Consider the following 15336-nt stretch of genomic DNA (forward strand, 5'->3'; position numbering starts at 1 on the left):
CTGCAGCCCGGCCGGCCGGTCGGCCCGCTAGGACCGCTTCGCCGGCCGGACGGCCTTGCCGTGCGAGCCGGGGATGGCGCTGAGCTCCTGCATGAAGGAGTCGGCCCAGGCGGCGACGTCGTTCTGGGTGACGGTCTTGCGCATGGCCTTCATCCGGCGGCGGGTCTCGCGGTCGTCGGCGCGGTAGGCGTCGAGGAGGGCGGACTTCATGCCGTTGATGTCGTAGGGGTTGACCAGCCACGCCTGGCGCAGCTCGTCGGCGGCGCCCGCGAACTCCGAGAGCACCAGCGCGCCGGTGTCCTCGAAGCGGCACGCGACGTACTCCTTGGCAACCAGGTTCATGCCGTCGCGGTAGGGCGTCACGACCATGACGTCGGCGGCGCGGTAGAGCGCGGCCATCTCCTCGCGGGGGTAGGAGGAGTGTAGGTAGCTGATGGCCGGGCGGCCGATGCGGCCGAGGTCGCCGTTGATGCGCCCGACGAGGCGGTCGATCTCGTCGCGGAGGATGCGGTACTGCTCGACCTGCTCGCGCGAGGGCACCGCCACCTGCACGAAGACCGCGTCCTCGACGTCGAGGTGGCCGTCGGCGATGAGCTCGCTGAAGGCGCGCAGCCGGGCGTAGATGCCCTTGGTGTAGTCGAGCCGGTCGATGCCGAGGAAGACCTTGCGCGGGTTGCCGAGCGCAGTGCGGATCTCCTCGGCACGCGCGGCGACCGGCTCCGAGCGCGCCATCGACTCGAAGCCGGCGGCGTCGATGGAGATGGGGAACGCCGCCGCGCGGACGGTGCGGCCGTCGGGCAGGTAGACCAGGTCGCGGTGGGTCTTGTGGCCGACGCGCTGGCGGACCAGCCGCACGAAGTTCTGCGCACCGCCGGGCAGCTGGAAGCCGACCAGGTCCGCGCCGAGCAGCCCCTCGAGCAGCTGGCGACGCCACGGCAGCTGCTGGAACAGCTCGGCCGGCGGGAACGGGATGTGCAGGTAGAAGCCGATGCGCAGATCCGGGCGCAGCTCGCGCAGCATCTGCGGCACCAGCTGCATCTGGTAGTCGTGCACCCACACCGTCGCGCCCTCGGCGGCCAGCTCGGCGGCCTTCTCGGCGAAGCGGCGGTTGACCGAGACGTAGGAGTCCCACCACTCCCGGTGGAACTCCGGCTTGGCGACGAGGTCGTGGTAGAGCGGCCAGAGCGTGCCGTTGGAGAAGCCCTCGTAGTGGCCCTCGACCTCGGCCTGGGTCATCGTCATCGGGACGAGCTTCATCCCGTCGGCCTCGAACGGCTCCAGCTCGGCGTCGGTCCCGCCCGGCCACCCGATCCAGGTGCCGTCGTTGGCCCGCATCACCGGTTCGATCGCGGTGACCAGCCCGCCGGGGGAGGTGCGCCAGCCCGGCGTGCCGTCCGCCTGCTCGACCCGGTCGACCGGCAGTCGGTTGGCCACGATGACGAGGTCGGCAGACACGTTGCTCACCCTAGGGGAGTGCCCAAGGCGCACCCGGCGCAGTCGGCGGCGACTGTCGGGCTGGCCCCACCCCGGGTCTCGTGCTGGCAGGATCGTGCCGAGCCGCGCCGCCGACGAGGCTCGGAGCATGACCTCGACCATGACTGCGACCGCCGTGACGACACCCGACCCGGACACCCGGGGAGCACCCACGCTGGTGCGCCGCACGCTGCTCGACAGCGCCTACGCCGTCAGCGCCTTCGCGCTGGCGCTGCCGGCGTTCGTGCTGGCGACGGTGCTGGTCAGCGCGGGCCTCGCGCTGAGCGTCCTCGTGTACGGCGTGCTGGTGCTCGCGCTCGCGGTGGCGGTGGCGCGCGGCTTCGCCCGCCTCGAGCGCTACCGCCTGCGCACGATGCTCGGCCGCGGCGCCCCGACCCCGGCGTACCTGTGCCCCCGGGAGGGCGACGGCCTGCTCAAGCGCACGATCACCCCGCTGCGCGACCCGCAGTCGTGGCTCGACGTCGTCTGGAGCCTGGTCGGCCTCGTGACCGGCACGCTCGCGTTCAGCGTCACCGTCGTGTGGTGGGCCGCGATCGGGACCGGGGCGACCTACTGGTTCTGGCAGCAGTTCCTCCCCGACGGCGAGGACGACGGCGGGCTCGCGGAGCTGATCGGCCTCGGCTCCGGCGCGTTCGCGGAGTCGCTGCTCAACGCCGCGATCGGCCTCGTCGCCCTGCTGACCCTGCCCGCCGCGGTGCGCGCCGTCACCTGGCTGCACAGCAGCCTCGCCTGGGGCCTGCTCAGCAGCCGCGCCGAGCTCCAGCAGGAGGTACGCCGCGTGGAGACCGGCCGCACCGCGGCCCGCCGCGCGGAGGCGGATTCCCTGCGGCGGCTCGAGCGCGACATCCACGACGGCCCGCAGCAGCGGATGGTCCGCCTCGGCATGGACCTCGGGCGGGCGCGCCGGCAGCTGGAGGCCGACCCGGCGAGGGCGGCGGTGACGATCGAGGAGGCGCTCGCGCAGGTCGGCGAGACCGTCGAGGAGCTGCGCTCGCTCTCCCGCGGGATCGCCCCGCCGCTGCTGGTCGACCGCGGCCTCCGGGTCGCGCTGGAGGACCTGGCCGCCCGCAGCGCGGTCCCGGTCGACGCCGACCTGGACGTGCCCGACGGCCTGCCGCCGCACGTCGAGACCGCGACGTACTTCGTCGTCAGCGAGGCGCTCACCAACGTCGCCAAGCACAGCGGTGCGGCCTCCGCGCGGCTCCAGGTGCGCGACGCCGGCGACGCGCTGCTGGTCCGCGTCGAGGACGACGGCGTCGGCGGGGCGCACGAGGCCAAGGGCCACGGCCTGTCCGGGCTGGCCCAGCGGTTGCTCGCGGTCGACGGCACCCTCGGCCTGGAGTCCCCGGCCGGCGGACCGACCGTGCTGTCCGCGCTCGTGCCGACCGGGGGAGCGGTGGGCCGGTGAGGATCGTGCTCGCGGACGACTCGTTCCTGCTACGCGAGGGCCTGCAGCTGCTGCTCGCCGAGGCCGGCCACGAGGTGATCGCCTCGGTCGCGGACGGACCGTCGTTCGTGGCGGCGGTGCTGGAGCACCGGCCCGACGTCGGCGTCGTCGACGTGCGGATGCCGCCGACCCACACCGACGAGGGGCTGCGCGCCGCGGTCGAGGTGCGGCGCACGTGGCCCGAGGCGCGCCTGCTGGTGCTCTCGCAGTACGTCGAGGTCGCCTACGCCGAGGACCTGCTCGCCGCCGGTGGGGGAGGGGTCGGCTACCTGCTCAAGGACCGCGTCTCCGACCTCGACGAGCTCGCCGGCGCGCTGGGGACCGTCGAGCGCGGCGGCACCGTGCTCGACCCGCAGGTCGTCAGACGCCTGATGGGAGCGCGCCGCGACCCGCTCGCCGCGCTCACCCCGCGCGAGCACGAGGTGCTGGCGCTGATGGCCGAGGGCCGCTCCAACAGCGCGATCGCCGAGGCCATGGTCGTCACCCACGGCGCGGTGGAGAAGCATACGCAGCGGATCTTCGCCAAGCTCGGCCTCAGCCCGGACGACGACACCGCCCACCGCCGGGTCGCCGCCGTCGTGCGGTTCCTGCGGTCGGCCGGATGAGCCTCAGCCGAACGCCACACCCACCTGCTCGCGGATCGCGTCCATCTGGCGCATCAGCGTGAGGGTCTGGTCGTGGGGGACCCAGGGACTCTCGCGCAGGCCGGCGCGCAGGCAGCGACCCACCTCGGCGACCTCGTTGCCGTAGCCGCGCCCGACGACCGGGTCGTCGGCGACGATCTCGACCGGCACGGCGCGCTCGTCGGCGTCGTTGGTGCTGCCGTCGGCGTACGGCGTGAACGTCGCGTGCGTCGGGTGGTGGAAGTCGGCGACGTCGATCCGCCCGAGGTCGGTCGCGATCGCGGCGGCCCGCGAGGACCACGACGTCATCGAGGCGGTCATCGTCGCGAGCGCGCCGCCGGGGTAGCGCCCGCTGACGGCCACGTCGAGGTCGATCCCGCGGTCCGACAGCGCCGCGGTCGCCGCCAGCTGCTCGGCCTCGCCGAGGACGAGGTGGGCGAAGGTCAGCGGGTAGATCCCCATGTCGAGCAGCGCGCTGGCGCCGAGCGCCGGGTCGAGCATCCGGTCGTCGGGGCCGGCGTCGACGCGGAAGCCGAGCTCCGCGTGCAGGTGACGCGGCGTGCCGAAGCGGCCCGCGCGGACCTGGTCGACGATCGCGCGGACCAGCGGGTGGCACGCGGTCCACATCGCCTCCATGAGGAAGCGGTCGTGCTCGGCGGCCAGCCGCACCATCTCCTCGGCGTCGGCGGTGGTGAGGGTCAGCGGCTTCTCGCAGAGCACGTGCTTGCCGGCCTCGAAGGCCAGCCGGGCGTGCTCGAGGTGCAGGGCGTGCGGGCTGGCGACGTACACGACCTCGACGTCGGGGTCGGCGACGAGCGCCTCGTACGACGCGTGCGGCCGCCCGCCGTGCTCGGCCGCGAACGCCTCGGCCGCCTCGCCGCGGCGCGAGCCGACGGCGACCAGCTCGGCGTCGGGGACCAGCGCGAGGTCGCGGGCGAAGGTGTGGGCGATCTTGCCGGTGGCGAGGATGCCCCAGCGGGTCGGTGCGGTCACGCCGCGAAGCCTTCCACACCGCGCCGACCCGTCTGCCGGTCGCCGCGACGCGCCCGCAGGTGCTGCGGCGATGCGAATGACACCGGTGTCGTTCGTCGCCTACAGTTGCCTCCGGACACCTGTCACCACCAGCTCCCGGGAGACTGCGCATGGACGCCGCGAACGCCCTCGACGGCCACGAGGCCGGGGCCACGCCGACCCTGAGCGACCGCGACCGAGAGATCCTCGAGTTCGAGCGCCAGTGGTGGAAGTACGCCGGCGCGAAGGAGACCGCGGTCCGCGAGAAGTTCGACATGAGCTCGACGCGCTACTACCAGGTCCTCAACGCCCTCATCGACCGTCCCGAGGCCCTCGAGGCCGACCCGCTGCTCGTCCGTCGCCTGCGCCGGCTGCGATCCCAGCGCCAGCGCCAGCGCTCGGCCCGCCGTCTCGGCTTCGAGGTCTGAGCGCCGTGGCCGCCCCGCGCACCGCCCGCCACCGCGACCAGCGGGGCTTCGTCTTCCCCTCGCCCGTGGTGATGCTCAGCATCGTCGCGGTCGCGATGGCCGCGATCGCCTTCGTCGCCACCCGCGGCGGGGAGCCGACCGAGCGCGAGATCACGACCATCTCGGTCGAGGAGTCCGCGAGCCCCAGCCCGACCGCCTCGGCGTCCCCGACCGGCAAGCCCAAGCCCGCCAAGCCGCCCGTCCAGCGCGCGAAGGTCTACGTCGAGGTCTACAACAACTCCGGGATCACCGGTCTCGCCGGCACCGTGGCCGACCGCGCCGGCCAGGCCGGCTGGCAGGTCGTCGGCTCCGACAACTGGGTCGGCACCATCCCGGCCTCCACCGTCTACTTCCCGCCGCGGCTCGAGCGGGCCGCGAAGGTCCTCGCCCTCGACCTCGGCGTCGAGCGCACCATGCCCGCCGTCGACCCCATGCGGCTGGACCGGCTCACGGTCATCCTGACCGGGCCGCTCGACTGACCCCTCCCGCGCCCTCGTGCGTCCGCGTGGCCGGACGCACGTGTGCCGGGCGCCCCGGTCTGGGAACCTGAGGGGCATGGAGTTCACCTCGCCCGAGGGGGAGCAGAAGTACGCCGCGCTGGTGCGCGCCGCGGACCGGGCCGTCATCGGCCTGGACTTCGACGGCACCCTGTCGCCGATCGTCGACGACCCCACCCGGGCGCACATCCACCCCGATGCCGGCGAGGTGCTGGTCGACCTCGCCGAGGTCGTGGCCGCGGTCGCGGTCGTGACCGGCCGCCCGGCCCGCCAGGCGCTCGACCTCGGCGGCCTCGAGGCGGTCGGCAACGCGATCGGGGACGCCGGCAAGGAGCTCTACCTCTTCGGGCAGTACGGCAACGAGCGCTGGTCCTCCACCCGCCGCCGGATCGTCTCCCCGCGCCCGCCGCACGGGCTGGCGACGTTCCTGCGCGACCTGCCCCGCGCGCTGCGCCAGGCCGACGCCGCCGACGCCTGGGTCGAGGACAAGGGGCTCGCCCACGCCGTCCACACCCGCCGGCTGCCCGACCCCGCCGGCGCCTTCGAGCGGCTGCTCCCGGTGCTGCGCGACCTCGCCGGCCGCAACGGCCTGGTGCTCGAGCCGGGCCGCAACGTCATCGAGGTCCGCGCCCCCGGCATGGACAAGGGCAAGGCCGTCGACGCGCTCGCCGCCGAGGTCGACGCGGGTGCGTTCCTCTTCGCCGGCGACGACCTGGGCGACCTCGAGGCCTTCGACGCCGTCTCCGCCCTCGGCAAGGACGGCCTGCCGACCCTGCTCGTCTGCTCGGCCTCCGACGAGGTCAGCGCGCTGGTCGACCGCGCCGACGTCGTCGTCCACGGCCCCGACGGCGTCCTCGACCTCCTCCGCACCCTCACCGCCGACGCCCGCGCCACCCGCTGACCCACCCGTTCCGCCGAGTCGGTACTTCTGGCCGGCCGAGTGGGCACTTCTGGTCGGCCGAGTCCTCACTTGTGACCGGCCGAGTCGGCAGAACCGGCGTACGACACCAGAACTGGCGACTCGGCGCGCACGAAGTGCCGACTCGGCATGCCACAGGTGCCGACTCGGCGAGCGCCGGAAGTCCAGATGGCGGGACCGGGTTTCACGGAGTGGGACGGTCGACGTACTGTTCACGACAGCTCATCCAGAGGGACAGAGGGAACGGCCCTGTGAAGTCCCGGCAACCGCCAACGTGCCTCCGCCCCCGGTCAGTCCGGGACGGTCGTCGGTAACGGTGCCAATTCCGCCCGGCACGACCGTCGTGACCCGGGGAAGATGAGAAGGAGGTCGGGCATGAGCGCTGCCGTTGTCGAGAAGTCCCAGCAGTCCCCGGAGAACCAGGGGAACCAGGGCAAGGCCCGCGAGGGAGCGTTCGGCAATGCCCGGGCCCTCTCGTGTCGCGAGTGCGGCCACGAGGTCGAGCTGGGCCCCCACTACGCCTGCAGCGAGTGCTTCGGCCCGTTGGAGATCGCCTACGACTTCCCGCAGGTCACCCGCGAGGAGATCGAGGCCGGTCCGCGCAACATCTGGCGCTACAAGGCGCTGCTGCCGGTGCCGACCGACATCGAGACCAGCCCCAACACCGAGCCCGGATTCACCCGGCTGCTGCAGGCGAACAACCTCGCCGCCGAGCTGGGCCTGGCGAAGCTGTGGGTCAAGGACGACTCGACCAATCCCACCAACTCCTTCAAGGACCGGGTGGTCGCCTGCGCGCTGAGCGCGGCCCGCGAGCTCGGCGCGAAGGTGTTCGCGTGTCCGAGCACCGGCAACCTCGCCAACGCGGTCGCCGCGGCGGGCGCCCGTGCCGGCATGAAGACCGTCGTCTTCATCCCCAGCAACCTCGAGCAGCCCAAGCAGGTCAACTCCGCGGTCTTCACCGACTCGCTGGTCGCGGTGGAGGGCAACTACGACGACGTCAACAAGCTCGCCTCGGAGATCGCGGGCGAGGAGGACGGCTGGGCGTTCGTCAACGTCAACGTCCGTCCCTACTACGCCGAGGGCTCCAAGACCCTCGGCTACGAGATCGCCGAGCAGCTCGGCTGGCGGCTGCCCGACCAGGTCGTCATCCCGGTCGCGAGCGGGTCGCAGCTGACCAAGGTGCACAAGGCCTTCCAGGAGCTGATCGCGCTCGGCCTGGTCGAGGAGAAGCCCTACAAGGTGTACGGCGCGCAGGCGGCCGGCTGCTCGCCGGTCTCGGTCGCCTACAAGGCCGGCGTCGACGCGATCCGTCCGGTCAAGCCCGATACCATCGCCAAGAGCCTGGCGATCGGCAACCCCGCCGACGGCATCTACGTGCTCGACGTCTGCCGGCAGACCGGCGGCGCGGTCGAGGACGTCACCGACGACGAGGTCCGCGAGGCGATCGTGCTGCTCGCCCGCACCGAGGGGATCTTCACCGAGACCGCCGGCGGCACCACGGTCGGCGTGCTGAAGAAGCTCGTCGAGTCCGGCCAGCTGGACCCCGAGCTCGAGACGGTCGTCATCAACACCGGCCACGGCCTGAAGACCCTCGACGCGGTCGCCGGCTCGGTCGGCCCCGTCGCGACGATCCCCCCGTCGTACGCCGCCTTCGCCGCCACCGGCCTGGCCTGATCCGCACCCGCCCGAGACCCAGGAGCCCCGATGAGCGTCTCCGTCCGCATCCCGACCATCCTGCGCACCTACACCGACGGCGCGTCCGAGGTGACCGCCACCGGCGGCACGCTCGCCGAGGTCCTCGACGACCTCGAGGCGAACCACGCCGGCATCAAGGCGCGGATCCTCGACGACAACGGGGCGCTCCGCCGCTTCGTCAACGTGTACGTCGGCAACGAGGACGTCCGGTTCCTCGACGAGCTCGCGACGCCGACGCCCGACGGCAGCCAGGTCTCGGTGATCCCCGCCGTCGCCGGGGGCTGCTGACCCCCAGGCATCGGCCCGCCGTCCGCCGCGCCCCGACCCCCGTCGTCCACAGGCCGGCGGCGGCTGGCGGCGTAGTCCGTGACGTTCGGCAGGCGGATCGGGCCGGATCACCTGCGGGACGTCACGGACTACCCCGACGGGCCGGGCGTGGACCTCACCTCCGGCGCCGCCGGCGTCCCCTAGGGTCGGCGCCGTGACGAACCCCGCCGCCGACCTCTACCTCGACCTGATGGCCAAGATGCTGGCCCGCTACGGGTTCGAGGGACGCAACGTGACGGTGAAGCTGCCCTCGCGCTCCTACGAGTCCTACCTGTGGGACCTCGTGCGCCGCGCCCTGAAGGGGCGCGACGTGCGGATGGTGGAGGCCGGCGAGTTCGACGCCGCCCGCCGCGAGGAGGGCCGCGACTGGCCGGCCGACGCCGAGACCATGATCGGCATGAAGCGGCTGGCCAACGTCCGCGCCTGCGTGGAGAGCGTGATCGCCGACGACGTGCCAGGGGACCTCATCGAGACCGGTGCCTGGCGCGGCGGCTCGTGCATCTACATGCGGGCGGTGCTCAAGGCGCACGGCGACACCTCGCGCACGGTGTGGGTGGCCGACTCCTTCGAGGGCCTGCCCGCGCCGGACGGCCGCTTCGAGGCCGACGCCGGCGACCAGCACCACACCCGCGACGAGCTGGCGATCTCGGTCGAGCAGGTGCAGGACAACTTCCGCCGCTACGACCTGCTCGACGGGCAGGTGAAGTTCCTCCAGGGCTGGTTCAGCGACACGCTGCCGACCGCCCCGATCGAGCGGCTGGCGGTGCTGCGTCTCGACGGCGACATGTACTCCTCGACGATGGACGCCCTCGACGCCCTCTACGACAAGGTCTCGCCCGGCGGCTACGTCATCGTCGACGACTACGGCGCCGTGCCGGCCTGCGCGCAGGCGATCCACGACTTCCGCGACGCCCGCGGCATCGACGACCCGATCGAGACCATCGACTGGGCCGGGGTCTTCTGGAGGAAGTCGTGAGCGACCAGCCCGTCGAGCAGGGCCCGGCGGCCGTGGACGCCGGCCTCAAGCGGCTCGAGACCGAGCTGAGGGCGGCGCGGCGCTTCGGTGCGCGCGCCACCCGGCAGATGCATGCCGCGGTCGCGGCCGACCTCGAGGCCGCGGAGCGACGAGCGCGCCGGGCCGAGCGACGCGCCGCGGAGGCCGAGGCCCGCGCCGCCCGCGCCGAGCGCCGGGCCCGCCGGCTCGAGCGCGAGCTGGCCGAGGTCCGCTCGAGCACCACCTGGCGCGCCGGCCGCGCGGTCGTCGCCGTGCCCGCCCGGCTCAAGCGGCTGACCGGCCGGTGAGGTCGGCCCTCCTCGCGACGTTCTGCCTGCTGCCCGACGGCGAGCCGGGCGGCGACCTGCTCGTCGCGGCGTTGGCCGCCCGCGGCGTCGAGGCGCGGTGGGTCGTCTGGGACGACCCGGAGGTCGACTGGGCCGCCGCGGACCTCGTCGTCCTGCGGTCGACGTGGGACTACCAGCGGCGGTACGACGAGTTCCTGGCCTGGGCGCGCGGCGTCGAGCAGGTGACGCGGCTGCTGCACGGCGCCGACGTCGTCGCGTGGAACGCCGACAAGGCCTACCTGCTCGAGCTCGCCGAGCACGTCCCGGTCGTCCCCACCGCGCTGCTGGCCGACCGCGGCCTCGTGCCGGACCTGCAGGCGGCGATCGACCGCTGGGGGACCGTCGTGGTCAAGCCGCGGACGGGCGCCGGTGGCGTGGGCGTCGTGGTCGCCGCCACCACCGACGACCTCCGCCTGGAGGGGCTCGTCGCCGGCCCGTGGGTCGTCCAGCCGCTGGTGCAGTCGGTGCGGACGGCGGGGGAGTCGTCGGTGTGGGTGCTCGACGGCGAGATCGTGGGGCAGGTCGACAAGCGCCCGGCGGGCGAGGAGGTGCGCGTGCACGAGGTGTACGGCGGCAGCTCGGTCGCCGTGCCCGTCGACCCGGCCCGCGCGGAGGTGGCCCGGGCGGCCGTGGCCGCAGGCGGGCGGCTGCTGGGCTCGGCGCCGGCGTACGCCCGGGTCGACCTGGTGCTGCTCGACGAGGGCTGGGCGGTGAGCGAGCTGGAGCTGATCGAGCCGGGTCTCTTCCTCGACCTCGCGCCGGGGCTGGCCGAGCCGTTCGCCGACCTCGTCCGGTCCACCCTCGACGGCTGAGTGCTTCTTGCACTCGCCTGGGGCGAGTGCTAAACATGGGGTTGGCACTCTCGCCATGAGAGTGACAAACCGGATCGGTGCCAGCTGAGGTCCGTTCGCACCGGCGAGAAAGGGTTCGCCGGGACGCGAGGACCGTCCGTCGCGGGCAGCCCATCGAGCCGGGTCCGCAACTTCCAGCGTGAGGAACCGCAGGAACATGCCCAAGCTGATTGCATTCAACGAGGAGGCCCGGCGCGGCCTGGAGCGTGGCATGAACACGCTCGCCGACGCCGTCAAGGTCACGCTCGGCCCCAAGGGTCGCAACGTCGTCCTCGAGAAGAAGTGGGGCGCCCCCACGATCACCAACGACGGTGTCAGCATCGCCAAGGAGATCGAGCTCGAGGACCCCTACGAGAAGATCGGCGCCGAGCTGGTCAAGGAGGTCGCGAAGAAGACCGACGACGTCGCCGGTGACGGCACGACGACGGCGACCGTCCTGGCCCAGGCGATGGTCCGCGAGGGCCTGCGCAACGTCGCGGCCGGCGCGAACCCGATGGGTCTCAAGCGCGGCATCGAGGCGGCCGTCGAGGCCGTGTCCGAGCAGCTCCACAGCATGGCCAAGGAGGTCGAGACCCGCGAGCAGATCGCGGCCACGGCCACCATCTCCGCCGGTGGCGACACCACCGTCGGCGACGCCATCGCCGAGGCGATGGACAAGGTCGGCAAGGAGGGCGTGATCACGGTCGAGGAGTCGAACACCTTCGGCATCGACCTCGAGCTCACCGAGGGCATGCGCTTCGACAAGGGCTACATCTCGGCGTACTTCGTGACCGACCCCGAGCGGATGGAGACGGTCCTCGAGGACCCCTACATCCTCATCGCGAACCAGAAGATCTCGAACGTCAAGGACCTGCTGCCGATCCTCGAGAAGGTCATGCAGTCGGGCAAGCCGCTCGTCATCCTCGCCGAGGACGTCGACGGCGAGGCGCTCTCGACCCTGGTCGTCAACAAGATCCGCGGCACCTTCAAGTCCGTCGCCGTCAAGGCCCCGGGCTTCGGCGACCGCCGCAAGGCCATGCTGCAGGACATCGCGATCCTGACCGGCGGCCAGGTCATCTCCGAGGAGGTCGGCCTCAAGCTCGAGACCACCGGCATCGAGCTCCTCGGCCAGGCCCGCAAGGTCGTCATCACCAAGGACGAGACCACCATCGTCGAGGGCTCGGGCGACGCCGACCAGATCGCCGGTCGCGTCAACCAGATCCGCGCCGAGATCGAGAAGTCCGACTCCGACTACGACCGCGAGAAGCTGCAGGAGCGCCTGGCCAAGCTGGCCGGCGGCGTCGCGGTCATCAAGGTCGGCGCGGCCACCGAGGTCGAGCTCAAGGAGCGCAAGCACCGCATCGAGGACGCCGTCCGCAACGCGAAGGCGGCCGTCGAGGAGGGCATCGTCGCCGGCGGTGGCGTGGCGCTCGTCCAGGCCTCGGCCACGGCGTTCGACAAGCTGGACCTCACCGGTGACGAGGCCACGGGCGTCAACATCGTCCGCGTCGCCACCTCGGCCCCGCTCAAGCAGATCGCGATCAACGCCGGCCTCGAGGGCGGCGTCGTGGCGGAGAAGGTCGCGAACCTGACCCCGGGTCACGGCCTCAACGCCGCGAACGGTGAGTACGTCGACATGATCGCCGAGGGCATCATCGACCCGGCCAAGGTCACCCGCTCGGCGCTGCAGAACGCTGCGTCCATCGCGGCGCTGTTCCTCACCACCGAGGCCGTCGTCGCCGACAAGCCGGAGAAGGCCGCCCCCATGGGTGGCGACCCGACCGGCGGCATGGGCGGCATGGACTTCTGACCGCCCGCTCCTCGAGCGAAGCGAGAGGAGCGACCGGGCGGGCAGGTTGAGGAGCGTCGGCGCGGACCGAGCGAAGCGAGGAACGCGCGACGCGTCTCGAAACCCAGTCGCCTGGCAGATCAGGACCACGCAGCACCAGCAGCACCAGCAGCACCAGCAGGGCCCCCGCTCCGGCGGGGGCCCTGCTGTCGTGTCCGGCTCTCGTGTCCGGATGGCGGGAGACTGGCCCCATGAGCCGCGTCGAGCTGGTCCGAGCACCGTCGTTGGACGGGTCCGTCCCCTACGCGTACGCCGCGGTGGCCGGTGACCTGGTCCTCACCGCGGGCGCGTGCCCGCTCGACGAGGCCGGCGCGGTGGTGTGCCCCGGCGACGTGGCCGGCCAGGCCGCGCAGGTGATGGCCAACCTGGTCGTCGCGCTCGAGGCCGCCGGCTGCGGGCTGGCCGACGTCGCGAAGTCGACGGTGTACGTCGCCTCCGCCGACCGCGCCGACCTCGTCGCCGCCTGGGACGTCGTCCGCGCGGCGTTCGGCGACCACGACGCACCCAGCACGCTGCTCGGCGTCGCCTGCCTCGGCTACCCCGGCCAGCTGGTCGAGGTCGAGGCGGTCGCGCTGCGTCCATGATCGGGGCCCGTGATCCCGGACCCCGTATCCCGGCTGCCGGACGGGGTCGTGTGCCCGAGGACGCGGGCGGGCGCGTCCTGGGGCACACGACCCCGCGGTGCGCGTGCGAGGGTGGGGCCGTGGCCGAGGTGGACGCGGGGGAGCAGGACCGCAGGGCGCGGTTCGAGGCGATGGCGCCCGGGCTCGTCGAGCCGCTGCGGCGGTTCCTGGTGCGGCGCACCGACCACGCGACCGCCGACGACGTCCTCTCCGAGACGCTCCTGGTCTGCTGGCGGCGGCTGGACGAGGTGCCGGACGAGCCGCTGCCGTGGGCCTACGCCGTGGCTCGCCACGCCCTCGCGAACGCCGAGCGCGGCGCCCGCCGGCAGCGTCGGGTCGCGGCGAAGGTGGCCACCCTCGACCCGCCGCCCGAGGCCGCAGCCGCGCCGGACGACGGCCCGCCCGGCGACGTACCCCTCGACGAGGCGCTCGCCGCCCTCCGCGCCGACGAGGCCGAGCTGCTGCGCCTGTGGGCCTGGGAGCAGCTGGGCCCGAGCGAGATCGCGATCGTGCTGGACCTGACCCCGAACGCGGTCAGCATCCGCCTGCACCGCGCCCGGCAGAAGCTGCGCGAGGAGCTGCGAAAGATCGAGGCCGCTGCCGGACATGAGGGGTCGAGAGGGAGGAGCAGGTCATGAGTGGACCCGACGCGTCGTTCGACGACGACCCGCAGCTGCGCGAGCGGCTGCGCGCCGTCGACCCCGCAGCCTCCCTCGCCCCGGCCGACCCCGACCGGGTGGCCCGACTCCTGGAGGCGACGATGAGCACCCCCGACCGCGACACCACCCACGACACGGGCCAGCACGACATCGGCCAGCACGACACGACGCAGCACAGGGACACCGGGACGACCCGCCGCCCGTTCGCCCGGATCGCTGGCGTGGCCGCCGTGCTGGTGATCGGCGGCGTGGCGTTCGCCGCGACCACCGGCGGCGACGACGAGACGCCCCCGACCGCGGGCGGCGACCCGGCCCCGAGCGTGCTGACCCTCGCGGCGCCGGCCGAGCAGGGCGCCGGCGCGCGCTGCATGATGCCGAACGCCGACGTGCTGGCCGGCCAGGACGTCGCGTTCCTCGGCACGGTCGAGGAGCTCGGCGCCGACACGGTGCTGCTGGCCGTCGACGAGCAGTACGCCGGCGAGGAGGCCGACGAGGTCCGCGTCGAGTCCCCGGCCGACCGGATGGAGCTGCTCGTCGGATCGGTCGACTTCCGCGAGGGCGAGCAGTACCTCGTCTCCGCCACCGGCGGCGAGGTCGCCGTCTGCGGGCTGAGCGGCCCGGCGACCGGCGAGCTGCAGAACCTCTACGCCGAGGCGTTCGGGGGCTGAGTGGACCCCAGGGGCGGAGTGCTGCACGGGATCGTCCTGGCCGCGGGCGCGGGCACTCGGATGGGCACCCCCAAGGCGCTCGTCGACGACTGGCTGGCCCGCGCCGTCCACGTGCTGACCGAGGGTGGCTGCGACCGGGTCACGGCCGTCCTCGGCGCCCGCGCGGACGACGCGCTCGGCCTGCTGCCGCGGGGCGCGGCGTACGTCGTGGCGCAGGACTGGGCGGACGGCCAGTCGGCCTCGCTGCGCGCGGGGCTCGCCGCGGTCGGCCCGGACGCCGACGCCGCGCTGGTGACGCTCGTCGACCTCCCCGACCTGGTGCCCGGCGTGGTCCGCCGGGTGGCGGAGCACGCCGCGGCGGGGACGCTGGCGCGGGCGGCGTACGACGGCGTCCCCGGCCACCCGGTGCTGCTCGGCCGCGACCACTGGGCCGGCGTGCTGGCCGAGACCGCGGGCGACCGGGGTGCGAAGGGCTACCTGGCGACCCACGACGTCGCGCTGGTCGAGTGCGGCGACCTCGCCACCGGCGCTGACGTCGATCAGCGCTGAGGCGACCGCCGCCGGATCCGCACCGGCCCGCGGGCGGTGGGCAGGTCGACGACCTCGCCGCGCTGGGTGACCTCGACCTCGCCGGCCTCGACGAGCCGCTGGGCGGCCTGCCGGGCGGGCTCCATCAGGTCGCGCCAGCCGTCCGCGGTGCCGACGGCGCGGGCGGCGTCGGAGGGGCAGATCGTCCTCCCCTCGTCGCGCTGCGCGAGCAGGTCGAGGATGGTCCGCTCGAGGCGGGTGCCGACGTCGTCGGCGTCGCCACTACCACTCCCGTCCGGACCGCTCACACCAGGCAGTCAACCAACCGGCCCCCAACAGGCCCGTCGTAGCCTCGAGG

General features: G+C 73.5%; 18 protein-coding genes and 1 riboswitch. Of the genes, 15 read left to right on the forward strand and 3 right to left on the reverse strand.

From position 1 onward, the window contains the following. Positions 1 to 27: 27 nt before the first annotated feature. A complete protein-coding gene (locus QWY29_RS14465) occupies positions 28 to 1464 on the reverse strand; it encodes an alpha,alpha-trehalose-phosphate synthase (UDP-forming) (protein ID WP_300961732.1) in 1437 nt (478 codons plus the stop codon). 118 nt (positions 1465 to 1582) lie between these two features. On the opposite strand from QWY29_RS14465, the gene QWY29_RS14470 reads away from it, so the two are divergent. Both QWY29_RS14470 and QWY29_RS14475 read left to right on the forward strand, forming a co-directional pair. Then, on the forward strand, positions 1583 to 2902 hold the full coding sequence (locus QWY29_RS14470; RefSeq protein WP_300961733.1) for a sensor histidine kinase: 1320 nt from the start codon (positions 1583 to 1585) through the stop codon (positions 2900 to 2902). Beyond that, positions 2899 to 3546 carry a response regulator gene (locus tag QWY29_RS14475; RefSeq protein ID WP_300961734.1) on the forward strand — a complete coding sequence of 216 codons (648 nt, stop codon included), beginning with the start codon at positions 2899 to 2901 and terminating at the stop codon, positions 3544 to 3546. The genes QWY29_RS14470 and QWY29_RS14475 overlap by 4 nt, the downstream gene beginning before the upstream one ends. 3 nt (positions 3547 to 3549) lie before the next feature. Here QWY29_RS14475 and QWY29_RS14480 read toward each other — a convergent pair whose 3' ends face one another. After that, entirely contained in the window at positions 3550 to 4557 is a 1008-nt protein-coding gene (locus QWY29_RS14480) for a Gfo/Idh/MocA family protein (protein ID WP_300961735.1), read from the reverse strand. A 149-nt stretch (positions 4558 to 4706) separates the two neighbouring features. On the opposite strand from QWY29_RS14480, the gene QWY29_RS14485 reads away from it, so the two are divergent. The 13 genes from QWY29_RS14485 (at position 4707) to QWY29_RS14545 (ending at position 14999) form a co-directional block, all read left to right on the forward strand. Then, positions 4707 to 5003, forward strand: a complete 297-nt coding sequence (locus tag QWY29_RS14485; protein ID WP_166192651.1) for a DUF3263 domain-containing protein — start codon at positions 4707 to 4709, stop codon at positions 5001 to 5003. A 5-nt stretch (positions 5004 to 5008) separates the two neighbouring features. After that, positions 5009 to 5521: a LytR C-terminal domain-containing protein gene (locus tag QWY29_RS14490; RefSeq protein ID WP_300961736.1), complete on the forward strand. Its 513-nt coding sequence runs from the start codon at positions 5009 to 5011 to the stop codon at positions 5519 to 5521. A gap of 76 nt (positions 5522 to 5597) precedes the next feature. Then, positions 5598 to 6440 (forward strand): trehalose-phosphatase, encoded by an 843-nt coding sequence (gene otsB, locus QWY29_RS14495; RefSeq protein ID WP_300961737.1) that lies wholly within the window; start codon positions 5598 to 5600, stop codon positions 6438 to 6440. Positions 6441 to 6677: 237 nt separating this feature from the next. Next, positions 6678 to 6822: riboswitch (SAM riboswitch) on the forward strand. A gap of 11 nt (positions 6823 to 6833) precedes the next feature. Beyond that, the gene (thrC, locus tag QWY29_RS14500) at positions 6834 to 8132 is read left to right on the forward strand and encodes a threonine synthase (protein ID WP_300961738.1); all 1299 of its coding nucleotides are present in this window, start codon (positions 6834 to 6836) and stop codon (positions 8130 to 8132) included. 30 nt (positions 8133 to 8162) lie between these two features. Continuing rightward, positions 8163 to 8441, forward strand: a complete 279-nt coding sequence (locus tag QWY29_RS14505) for a MoaD/ThiS family protein (RefSeq protein ID WP_300961739.1) — start codon at positions 8163 to 8165, stop codon at positions 8439 to 8441. A gap of 193 nt (positions 8442 to 8634) precedes the next feature. Then, complete coding sequence (locus QWY29_RS14510) at positions 8635 to 9456, forward strand: TylF/MycF family methyltransferase (RefSeq protein WP_300961740.1); 822 nt, start codon at positions 8635 to 8637, stop codon at positions 9454 to 9456. Further along, positions 9453 to 9782, forward strand: coding sequence for a hypothetical protein (locus tag QWY29_RS14515; RefSeq protein ID WP_300961741.1), 330 nt, complete (start codon positions 9453 to 9455; stop codon positions 9780 to 9782). The genes QWY29_RS14510 and QWY29_RS14515 overlap by 4 nt, the downstream gene beginning before the upstream one ends. Further along, the gene (locus tag QWY29_RS14520) at positions 9779 to 10633 is read left to right on the forward strand and encodes an ATP-grasp domain-containing protein (protein ID WP_300961742.1); all 855 of its coding nucleotides are present in this window, start codon (positions 9779 to 9781) and stop codon (positions 10631 to 10633) included. Before QWY29_RS14515 ends, QWY29_RS14520 begins: the two co-directional genes overlap by 4 nt. 196 nt (positions 10634 to 10829) lie before the next feature. Further along, positions 10830 to 12461 (forward strand): chaperonin GroEL, encoded by a 1632-nt coding sequence (gene groL / locus QWY29_RS14525; RefSeq protein ID WP_186346846.1) that lies wholly within the window; start codon positions 10830 to 10832, stop codon positions 12459 to 12461. A 230-nt stretch (positions 12462 to 12691) separates the two neighbouring features. Then, the gene (locus tag QWY29_RS14530; RefSeq protein WP_300961743.1) at positions 12692 to 13084 is read left to right on the forward strand and encodes a RidA family protein; all 393 of its coding nucleotides are present in this window, start codon (positions 12692 to 12694) and stop codon (positions 13082 to 13084) included. Between the two features lie 119 nt (positions 13085 to 13203). After that, on the forward strand, positions 13204 to 13761 hold the full coding sequence (locus tag QWY29_RS14535; RefSeq protein WP_300961744.1) for an RNA polymerase sigma factor: 558 nt from the start codon (positions 13204 to 13206) through the stop codon (positions 13759 to 13761). After that, entirely contained in the window at positions 13758 to 14450 is a 693-nt protein-coding gene (locus QWY29_RS14540; protein WP_300961745.1) for a hypothetical protein, read from the forward strand. The genes QWY29_RS14535 and QWY29_RS14540 overlap by 4 nt, the downstream gene beginning before the upstream one ends. Beyond that, the gene (locus tag QWY29_RS14545) at positions 14451 to 14999 is read left to right on the forward strand and encodes a nucleotidyltransferase family protein (RefSeq protein ID WP_300961746.1); all 549 of its coding nucleotides are present in this window, start codon (positions 14451 to 14453) and stop codon (positions 14997 to 14999) included. On the opposite strand, the gene QWY29_RS14550 is transcribed toward QWY29_RS14545, so the two are convergent. Continuing rightward, positions 14990 to 15286 carry a DUF3253 domain-containing protein gene (locus QWY29_RS14550; RefSeq protein WP_300961747.1) on the reverse strand — a complete coding sequence of 99 codons (297 nt, stop codon included), beginning with the start codon at positions 15284 to 15286 and terminating at the stop codon, positions 14990 to 14992. The genes QWY29_RS14545 and QWY29_RS14550 overlap by 10 nt on opposite strands. Positions 15287 to 15336: the final 50 nt, after the last annotated feature.

The sequence above is a fragment of the Nocardioides abyssi genome (assembly GCF_030412915.1).
Taxonomy (GTDB): Bacteria; Actinomycetota; Actinomycetes; order Propionibacteriales; family Nocardioidaceae; genus Nocardioides; species Nocardioides abyssi.